Raw genomic sequence first — 9,344 nt, 5'->3', positions numbered from 1 at the left:
CCATGCGCAAGCTGCTTACTATCATTAACGCGATCGCCAAACATGGCGTGAACTGGAATCCGTGCTTTCATATCGCTTGACTTGCAAGACGGTTGCTCAAAGCTCCGGCGCTGCGCTACGCGCCGCCGTCCGGTTAATCGGGTCTGCCCGTGCTCCGTTGCTAACGCATCCATCTCATTGCTCTCGTCCCCCACCGGTTTCCCTTGCATACCCTTCGGCAGCGCGTAGCGCTGGGCCGGCGCTTTCAATAGCTGCACCAGTTCGCTAGACGGCAGTTTGTCTCAGTGGGTCCGCGATCCAAGCCCGGTGGGGCCTATGAGGGCACTCTCTACTGCAGGGCCAGGAACGTGGTTCTGTGTCGTGCCGTTAGGTGACGCTGGGCGGGAAAAAAGCTGCTTTCTTTGGTGACTTTCTTTGCAGCGGCAAAGAAAGTTACCCCCGCCCCGGGGAGGGGCAGTGCTAATAGACCGACGCGGATACAGGAAGTCCATCGAAGCGCAAGCGAACAACAACGAGCGCCAGCAACAAAACCCTTTCACTCCCGCGACACAGCATCCTGACTTCCCTTCCCGAGACTTAAGGGAATCTCCGCAGCGATAGCTTCCCCCACCTCCACCCCATCGCGCCCGCGATTAAACAATGCATTAAGCAAGATAGCGAACACAGCGGCAAGCGTAATCCCGCTATGCGTAAGCGGGCCTGCCCACGTGGGCATATGAGCAAAAAACGAAGGCGCGACAAGCGGAATAACCCCCACCCCAAGACTGATAGCAATAATGAGCAGATTGTTCTTGCTCTCGAAATCCACCTTGGCAAGGATCTTGACCCCTGTAGCCGCGACCATCCCGAACATGGCGACCCCGGCGCCCCCCAACACAACGACAGGAATCGAAGCAATCAGATTGGACAACTTGGGCAGCAACCCGAGCAGAATCAAAATGGCCCCCGAAACCGCAACCACCCAGCGGCTCTTCACGCCAGTGATCCCCACCAGCCCGATATTCTGCGAAAACGACGAATGCGGAAACGTATTGAACACACCGCCAATCACGGTCCCAAGCCCATCAGTACGCAACCCCCGCGTGGCGTCATTCCGCGATACCGGCCGCATCGTCAGATCCCCCAACGCGAGGAACATCCCGAGCGACTCCACCATGATGACGACCATCACCAGACACAACGACGCAATAGCCGCCAGATCGAAACTCGGCATGCCGAACGCAAACGGCCGCACCGGCGCGAACCACGCCGCCTGACCAATACCCGAGAAATCGACGAATCCAAACGGCAAGGCCAGCACGAAGCCAATCGCCATCCCAAGCAGCACCGAGATGTTGGCGATGAAACCTTTCAAGTACTTGTTGATCAGCAAGATCGCCAGCAGCACGATCACCGCGACCAGCAAGTTGCGCGGCTCGCCGAAGTTCGCCGCCCCACGTCCGCCGCCGGCCCAGTTGATCGCCACCGGAAACAACGTAATGCCAATGGTAAGGATGATCGTGCCGGTGACGATCGGCGGAAAGAAGCGCATCAAGCGGCCAAAAAACGGCGCAATCAATATGGCGAATACGCCCGCCGCAATGGTCGCGCCGAAGATCGCCGTAATGCCCGCGCCGGAAGACGCCATGGCAACCATCGGCCCGACCGGCGCGAAGCTCACCCCCATGATGACCGGCAAGCGAATGCCGAACTTCCACACGCCCAGACACTGCACCAGCGTAACGATGCCGCAAGCAAACAAGTCCGAACTGATGAGAAACGCCACCTGTTCCTTCGGCAGCTTCAAAGCCGCGCCAATGATGAGCGGCACCGCAATCGCGCCCGCGTACATCACCAGCACATGCTGGATGCCCACCGCGAGCATCTGGCCGAAGGGCAGCACTTCGTCGACGGGATGAGGAGTGTGGGCCATGTGCGCTCCAGCGGGATCGGAGGGATAGTGCGCCCGAGTATTGCACCGCACCCCGCCCGGAAAAATAATCGCGCCGCTATACACGGCATTGCGGATGCGAACGTTGCCAGCGCATCGCGGACAAAGCCTCGCGCGCCGCCGCCGTGAAGTCGCGTGCGCCCGGCACGATGCACTACACTGTGCTCCACGCCGCCCGAGGCGCACGCGTTTCATCCGCAGAAACGGAGCCAGTCACGATGAACCTGCTCTTCGTCGACGACAACCGCGCTTGCATCGAGACCCTCGTCGATATCGCAAGCGGGCTGGGCCATACCGCGGCCGTCGCGCATGACGGCGCCGCCGGTCTCGCGCTCGCCTCTCGCGAACGCTTCGACCGCATCTTCCTCGACATCTCCCTCCCCGACGCCGACGGACGAGAAATCTGCAGCGCCATTCGCGCCGCCGGCCCCAGCAGCGACGCACGCATCATCGCCATGACCGGCCATACCGACGTCATCGAAGGCAGCGGCGTCACCGATTTCGACGGTTTCCTCCTCAAACCGATCAGCCTGCCCGCCCTCGAACTCTTCCTGCTGTCCGATTGATCCTTTCGGTGTCTGGATATTTGACCGCTTTTTGTCCACGCCTTGACGAACGCCCGGAAGCTTTTGCCGATTCCCGCCATGCGTATCCACCGCCACCCGGAAAATCCGCGAATCCCTTACCCATAAAGGCTTTCCGGACTGTCGATTTTCAGGATGGCGTGCTACATTCCGAGCGCCTTTGCGTTGCTTCCACCCGTCTCGCGGCGCGTGCGGCAGTGCAATACCGATAACGATAGCGGGCCACGTCGCCCAAACGAACCAACACGCACAAGGATCTCGGCATGGAAATGGTCGGCGGAATGCGGCTTGCCCAACTGTTCAACAACAACCAGGAAGCGCTGTTCGCGGAGTGGTTCGCGCAGCAACACGCGATCGCATCGCGGCGCGGACTGGTCGGCGAAGCGGAATTGCGCAATCAGTTCTCGCAATTCGTCGCCCTGCTGACGGACGCACTCGGCACCGCCGAGCGCGTCGATTTCAAGGCGCCCGCCTGGCAGGAAGTCCGCGCGTTCCTCGCGGACATGTCGGCGCAGCGCGCGCGCCAGGGTTTCACGCCGGTCGAAACCGCGATGTTCGTGTTCTCGCTCAAGCAGCCGCTCTTCGTGCGCCTGCGCGAATCGCTCGGCAACGACGCCGCCACGCTAGCCGATCTCACCTGGATGATCAGCACGCTGTTCGACGAACTCGGCCTGTACACCACCGAAGTGTTCCAGGCGAGCCGTGAGCAAGTGATCGTCCGCCAGCAGCAGGAACTGCTCGAACTGTCCACGCCTGTCGTGCAACTTTGGGACGGCATTCTCGCGCTGCCGCTGATCGGCACGCTCGACTCCGCACGCACGCAGGTCGTGATGGAAAACCTGCTGCAGAAGATCGTCGAGACCGGCGCGGCCATCTCGATCATCGACATCACCGGCGTGCCCACCGTCGATACGCTCGTCGCGCAGCATCTGCTCAAGACCGTCGCGGCCGCGCGCCTGATGGGGGCGGACTGCATCATCAGCGGCATTCGCCCGCAAATCGCGCAGACCATCGTGCATCTCGGCGTGAACCTCTCGAACGTCACGACCAAGGCCACGCTCGCGGCGGCGTTCGTGGTCGCGCTCCAGCGCACCGGCAAGTCCGTGGCGGCCGGCGCGCCGGACGGCGCACGCGGCGCGCGCGCCGGCGATGCACACGATTCGCTGCAGCCGGAATGACGCGTCTCAACGCGATTCTCAGCACACACGACACGTCAAGCGACTGAACGGGACCGAAGCGATGGAACGCATTCCGATTCTCACGATGGGCAAGCTCCTGCTCGTCACCATCCAGGTGGACATGCACGACCGGCTCGCGCTCACGCTGCAGGACGACCTGACAAGCCGCATCGTGAAGGACGGCGCCAAGGGCGTGCTGATCGACATTTCTTCACTGGACGTGGTCGATTCCTTCATCGGCCGCATGATCGGCAATACCGCCGCGATGGCGCGCGTGCTCGATGCCGACACCGTCGTGGTGGGCATGCAGCCCTCCGTCGCGATCACGCTGGTCGAGCTCGGGCTCACGCTGTCCGGCGTGCGCACGGCGCTCAACGTGGAGAAGGGCATGGCCTTGCTGACCGGCAGCAGCCCGTTCTGACGGCGGCTTGCGAACGATTCCATGACCACCTTCCATTCCACTGCCGCGCCGGCTTCATCGTCGCCGCCTGAAACGCTGCCGATCCGCAATGACGAGCAGATCGTCCGTCTGCGGCAATTCCTGCGGCAGAAAGCGGTTGCGCAAGGCCTGTCGCTCATCGATCAGACCAAGTTCGTGACGGCGGCCAGCGAGCTGGCACGCAATACGCTGATCTACGGGGGCGGCGGCGACGCGCATTGCTATGTCGTCGAGCGCAATGGCCGCCGCGGACTCAAGCTCGAGTTCGTCGACAACGGTCCCGGCATTCCGGACATCGAGCGTGCGCTTTCGGACGGCTTTACGTCGGGCGGCGGTCTGGGCCTTGGTCTCGGCGGCGCGAAGCGCCTGTGCGACGAGTTCGAAATCCGCTCGACGCCGGGCGAGGGCACGCACATTTCGATCACCAAATGGAAACCCTTTTGAAGGAATCGATGGCCGCGCAGCAGCGCTACGAGATCGCCGAGGCCACCCAGATCGCCTATGCACGGCGCTCGATCGGCGAACTTGCGCGCGGTCTCGGCTTTAACGAAACGACTGCGGGTGAACTGGCTATCGTCGTCACGGAATGCGGCACGAACCTGCTCAAGCACGCCCAGCGCGGCGAATTGCTGGTGCGGCCGCTCGCCGACCGCGGCGCGATTGCGGCGCCGCGCCATGGCATCGAGGTGCTGTGCATCGACGGCGGTCCGGGCATCCAGGATCTCTACCGCTGCTTCCAGGACGGCTACACCACGGCCGGCAGCCCCGGCACCGGCATGGGCGCGATCAAACGTCTCTCCCATGAGCTCGACATCTGGAGTGCGCCGGGCCAGGGCACGCTGCTGCGCACCGTGTTCTGGAATTCACCGGCTCCGTCGGGCACGCCCGCCGCGCAGCTAAGTTACGGCGTCGTTAATCTGCCGCTGCAAACAGAAACCGTATCCGGCGATGCCTGGTCCTGCCACGCGCACGACGGTGAATTCACCGTGATGGTCGCCGACGGTCTCGGCCACGGGCCGCTCGCGAACGTCGCGGCGGTCGAGGCGGCCAAGGTGCTCGGCACGCAGGGCGAACAACCGCTCGACCGCATCATGGACCTCGCCAACGACGCGCTGCGCGCCACGCGCGGCGCGGCGGTCGGGATCGCGCGCATGCCGGCGTCCGCGGCGAAGGCCGGCATGCCGGTCACGTTCGCGGGCATCGGCAATATTTCGGCGAGCGTGTGGGCGGAGGCGTCGCACCGCCATCTGGTGTCGCATAGCGGCATCGTCGGGCATGGGTCGCGGCGCGCGCAGATCTTCGACGTGCCTTATCCGCCGAACGCGCTCGTCGTGCTGCATTCGGACGGGCTCGCCACGCGCTGGGACCTGGCGCGCTATCCGGGCATCGCGCTGCGCCATCCGGCGCTCGTCGCGGCGCTGCTGTATCGCGATTTCGCGCGTGGCCGCGACGATATCACCGTCTTTGTCGCCCGCGCGACGGGAGGCGCGTAAGCATGCGGCCGCTCTATGCGATGCCGCTGGAAGGCGAACACGACGTCGTCGCGGCCCGCGTGAAAGCCCGCGAGGCGAGCGCCGCACTCGGCTTCACGCCGCGCGAACAGACGCGCATCGCGACCTCGGTGCTGGAAGTGGCGCGTACCGTGATGCTCGCGGGCCACGCGCCGCGTGCGGATTTCTTCATCGACGCCGCCGCGCGTCCGCCGCGTCTGGTTGTGCGCTTCCAGTGCGGCGCGGGCGCGGCCGAGCGTCTGCGCGCCATGAACCAGGACGATTCGCAGGCCACGCTGGGCTTGCTGGCGGCGCAACGCCTGATGGACGAATGCACGATCGCCGATGCAGCAGATGGCGGCACGTCGGTCACGCTCGCGAAGGCGCTGCCCGAGTCCGTGCACGTCGACGACGCGACGTTGCAACGCGTCGCGCACACGCTTGCGCGTCAGTCGGGCGAGAACACCATCGACGAACTGCAGCGCCAGAACCGCGAACTGATCGCCGCGCTCGCCGACCTGCGCGAGCGGCAGGAAGAGCTGACGCGTCTGACACGCGAACTTGAGGACACCAATCGCGGCGTGGTCGCGCTCTATGCGGAACTCGATGCCCGCGCCGATCATCTGCGCCGCGCCGACGAATCGAAGTCGCGCTTCCTGTCCAACATGAGCCACGAGTTCCGCACGCCGCTGTCGTCCATCCGGGCGCTGTCGAAGCTGCTGCTGGAGCGCATCGACGGCGATCTGACGGGCGAACAGGAAAAGCAGGTGCGCTTCATTCGGAAGGCGGCGGAGGATCTCTCGGAAACGGTGGACGACCTGCTCGATCTCGCGAAGATCGAAGCCGGCAAGATCGAAGTGCGTCCGGTAGATTTCGAAGTCGACGTGCTCTTCTCGGCGCTGCGCGGCATGCTGCGGCCGCTGTCGCCCGGCGGTGCGGTGGAGCTGATCTTCGAGGCCTGCGACGGCCTGCCGCCCATTCACACCGACGAAGCCAAGGTCGCACAGGTGCTGCGCAATTTCGTGTCGAACGCGCTCAAGTTCACGGAACGCGGCGAGGTGCGGGTGGCCGCGAGCTACGACGAGGCGCGCCGGCTGATCACCTTCTCCGTCAGCGATACGGGCATCGGCATTGCGCCGGAGCATCAGCAGGTGGTTTTCGAGGAGTTCGGCCAGGTCGAGAACCGGCTGCAGCAGTATGTGAAGGGCACCGGCCTCGGTCTGCCGCTGTGCCGCAAGCTGTGCAAGCTGCTCGGCGGCGATGTGTCGCTGACGAGCGAAGCGGGGCGCGGCTCCGTCTTCAGCGCGACGATTCCCGCGCACTATGGCGCGGACGTCGGCGTTGCCCATTCCGCCGCCGGCGATACGCGGCCGGCCGTGCTGATCGTCGCGAGCAGCCCGGTCGAGCGGCTCGACTGCGAGGCGGCGCTGCGTGCGTCGCCATACCGGACGATGACAGCCGCCACGCTCGATGAAGCCGGCCGGCTGCTGGCCCGGACCCAGCCCGCCGCGCTGTTGCTTGCGGCGCGTCCGGCGCCGGCCGAGGCCTGGATCTGGCTGGCGGCGCTGCGCGCGCAGGCGGCGACCCGCGATATCCCGATCGTCGTGCTCGGACAGGCGGATGATCGCGGCGAGGCGCAGGCGCTCGGCGCTGCGGCCTTTGTTGAAGAACCGGTCGGCGGCAGCGGCTTGCCGGACGCGTTGAATGCCGTGACGCGCTGGCACCGCGACGGGAGCCAGGCCATATGAGAAGCGACTGGAACGATGTGCTGATCCTCAACGTCGACGACAACGACGGCGCGCGCTATGCGAAGACACGCATCCTGTCGCGCGCGGGTTTCAACGTGATCGAAGCAGCCACCGGCAACGGCGCGCTGGAGCGCGTGCGTGCCGAAGCGCCGGATCTCGTGCTGCTCGACGTGAAGCTGCCCGATATCAATGGGCTCGAAGTGTGCCGGCAGATCAAGGCAGCGCCGGAGACGGCGAGCACGCTGGTGCTGCAGACCTCGGCGGCGGCCGTGCACAGCCTCGACCGGATTCGCGGTCTCGAAGGCGGCGCGGACAGTTATCTGACCGAGCCGGTCGAGCCCGCCGAACTGATTGCGCACGTGCGCGCGCTGCTGCGCGCGCGGCTTGCGGAGAATGCGCTGCGCGAGAGCGAAGAGCGCTTTCGCCAGCTGGCCGAAAATATCGACGATGTCTTCTGGATGCTCGATCCCGCGTCCGGCGCGCTGCTCTATGTGAGCCCTGCGTACGGGCATCTGTTCGACACCGGCTGCGGCGCGCCCGCGCCTGCGCCCGGCCCGGATCACTGGTCCGGCGACATCCTGCCGCTCGACCGCGATCACGTGGCCGCGGCGTATCGTCAACTGCTCGCGAACGGCACGCCGTACGAAGTGGAGTACCGCATCATGCGCGCGAACGGCGGGCCGCGCTGGGTCGCCGAGCGTGCGTTCCAGGTGCCGGGCGCGGCGGGGCATCCGGCGCGGCCGTACCGGATTGCGGGCATCGTCAACGACATCTCGGAGCGCAAGGCCGCCGAACTGCTGTTGCGTGAGGCCGACCGCCGCAAGGACGAGTTTCTGGCAATGCTCGCGCACGAGTTGCGCAACCCGCTCGCGCCCATCCGCAACGCCGTCGACCTGCTCGATCCGGACCGCGCGCCGTCCGCGCAGCACTTCTCGACGGTGCGGGCGATCATCGACCGGCAGGTGCGGCATCTGAGCCGTCTCGTCGACGATCTGCTCGACGTCGCGCGCATCACGCAGGGCAAGATCACGCTGCGCCAGGAGACGGTGGATCTCTCTGCGGCGATCGCGGCGGCCATAGAAACCGTGCAGCCCGCGCTCGAACGCAAGCGCCATATGTTGCACGTCGCATGGCCCGAGACGCCGCTCTACATTACCGGCGACAACGTGCGGCTCGCACAGGTGTTCGGCAACCTGCTGTCGAACGCATCGAAGTACAGCCTCGAGGAAGGCGAGATCGCCGTCGAATCCGAGCAGTTCGGCGACGAGGTGCGCATTGCCGTGCGCGACAAGGGCATCGGCATTGCCGCCGACATGCTGCCGCATATCTTCGATCTGTTCGTGCAGTCGGAGACGTCGCTCGAACGCTCGGAAGGCGGACTGGGCATCGGCTTGCCGCTCGCGCGGACGCTCGTCGAATTGCAGGGCGGACGCATCGAGGCGTTCTCGGCCGGGCCGCAGCAAGGCAGCGAGTTCGTCGTGTGGTTGCCGCTGGCGAAGGACGTCGAGATGGTTCCGCGTGACGTCAGCGCCATCCCTGCGAGCGCGAGCGGCGGCAGGCGCGTGCTGCTCGTCGACGACAGCGTGGACGCAGCCACCGCCATGTCGCTGCTGCTCGAAGCGGACGGCTACGACGTGCGCACGGCACATGATGCTCACGCGGCGCTCACGTTGTCGGACGCGTTCGAGCCGCAGATCGTGCTGCTCGACATCGGTCTGCCCGGCATGGACGGCTATCAGCTCGCCGCCGAAATGCGCGCGCGCCCGGCGACTGCGGACGCGCTGCTCATCGCCGTGACGGGCTACGGTCAGGCGCACGACCGGCAACGCTCGAAGGACGCGGGCTTCGATCATCACTTCGTGAAGCCGGTGGCGTTCGCGGAAATCCAGCGCGCGGTACAGGCCCGGTTCGAGTAAGCCGAACGCGGACTTCCCCGTCCGCGTTTTCACCTAGCAATCGATGGTTGACGCGCAAG

The 9,344-nt window shown here is 65.4% G+C and carries 8 protein-coding genes; 7 read left to right on the top strand and 1 reads right to left on the bottom strand.

Annotation, left to right across the window (positions count from 1 at the left end):
* Positions 1–535: 535 nt before the first annotated feature.
* Positions 536–1,912 carry a nucleobase:cation symporter-2 family protein gene (locus QCE83_RS33620; RefSeq protein WP_309821058.1) on the bottom strand — a complete coding sequence of 459 codons (1,377 nt, stop codon included), beginning with the start codon at positions 1,910–1,912 and terminating at the stop codon, positions 536–538.
* Between the two features lie 236 nt (positions 1,913–2,148).
* Between QCE83_RS33620 and QCE83_RS33615 the strand changes: the two genes are divergently transcribed.
* The 7 genes from QCE83_RS33615 to QCE83_RS33585 all read left to right on the top strand — a co-directional run bounded on the left by QCE83_RS33615 (position 2,149) and on the right by QCE83_RS33585 (position 9,285).
* Positions 2,149–2,496: a response regulator gene (locus tag QCE83_RS33615; protein WP_309821057.1), complete on the top strand. Its 348-nt coding sequence runs from the start codon at positions 2,149–2,151 to the stop codon at positions 2,494–2,496.
* Between the two features lie 281 nt (positions 2,497–2,777).
* Positions 2,778–3,692, top strand: a complete 915-nt coding sequence (locus QCE83_RS33610; protein WP_309821056.1) for an STAS domain-containing protein — start codon at positions 2,778–2,780, stop codon at positions 3,690–3,692.
* A gap of 61 nt (positions 3,693–3,753) precedes the next feature.
* Complete coding sequence (locus QCE83_RS33605; RefSeq protein WP_309821055.1) at positions 3,754–4,113, top strand: STAS domain-containing protein; 360 nt, start codon at positions 3,754–3,756, stop codon at positions 4,111–4,113.
* Positions 4,114–4,134: 21 nt separating this feature from the next.
* A complete protein-coding gene (locus QCE83_RS33600; RefSeq protein ID WP_309821054.1) occupies positions 4,135–4,575 on the top strand; it encodes an anti-sigma regulatory factor in 441 nt (146 codons plus the stop codon).
* Entirely contained in the window at positions 4,560–5,624 is a 1,065-nt protein-coding gene (locus QCE83_RS33595; protein ID WP_309821053.1) for an ATP-binding protein/SpoIIE family protein phosphatase, read from the top strand. Before QCE83_RS33600 ends, QCE83_RS33595 begins: the two co-directional genes overlap by 16 nt.
* A 2-nt stretch (positions 5,625–5,626) precedes the next feature.
* Positions 5,627–7,369, top strand: a complete 1,743-nt coding sequence (locus QCE83_RS33590; RefSeq protein ID WP_309821052.1) for an ATP-binding protein — start codon at positions 5,627–5,629, stop codon at positions 7,367–7,369.
* The gene (locus QCE83_RS33585; RefSeq protein WP_309821051.1) at positions 7,366–9,285 is read left to right on the top strand and encodes a response regulator; all 1,920 of its coding nucleotides are present in this window, start codon (positions 7,366–7,368) and stop codon (positions 9,283–9,285) included. The genes QCE83_RS33590 and QCE83_RS33585 overlap by 4 nt, the downstream gene beginning before the upstream one ends.
* Positions 9,286–9,344: the final 59 nt, after the last annotated feature.

It is taken from the genome of Caballeronia sp. LZ034LL (genome assembly GCF_031451215.1).
In the GTDB taxonomy this organism is placed as follows: Bacteria; Pseudomonadota; Gammaproteobacteria; order Burkholderiales; family Burkholderiaceae; genus Caballeronia.
This window is presented reverse-complemented; position numbering and strand designations above follow the sequence as displayed.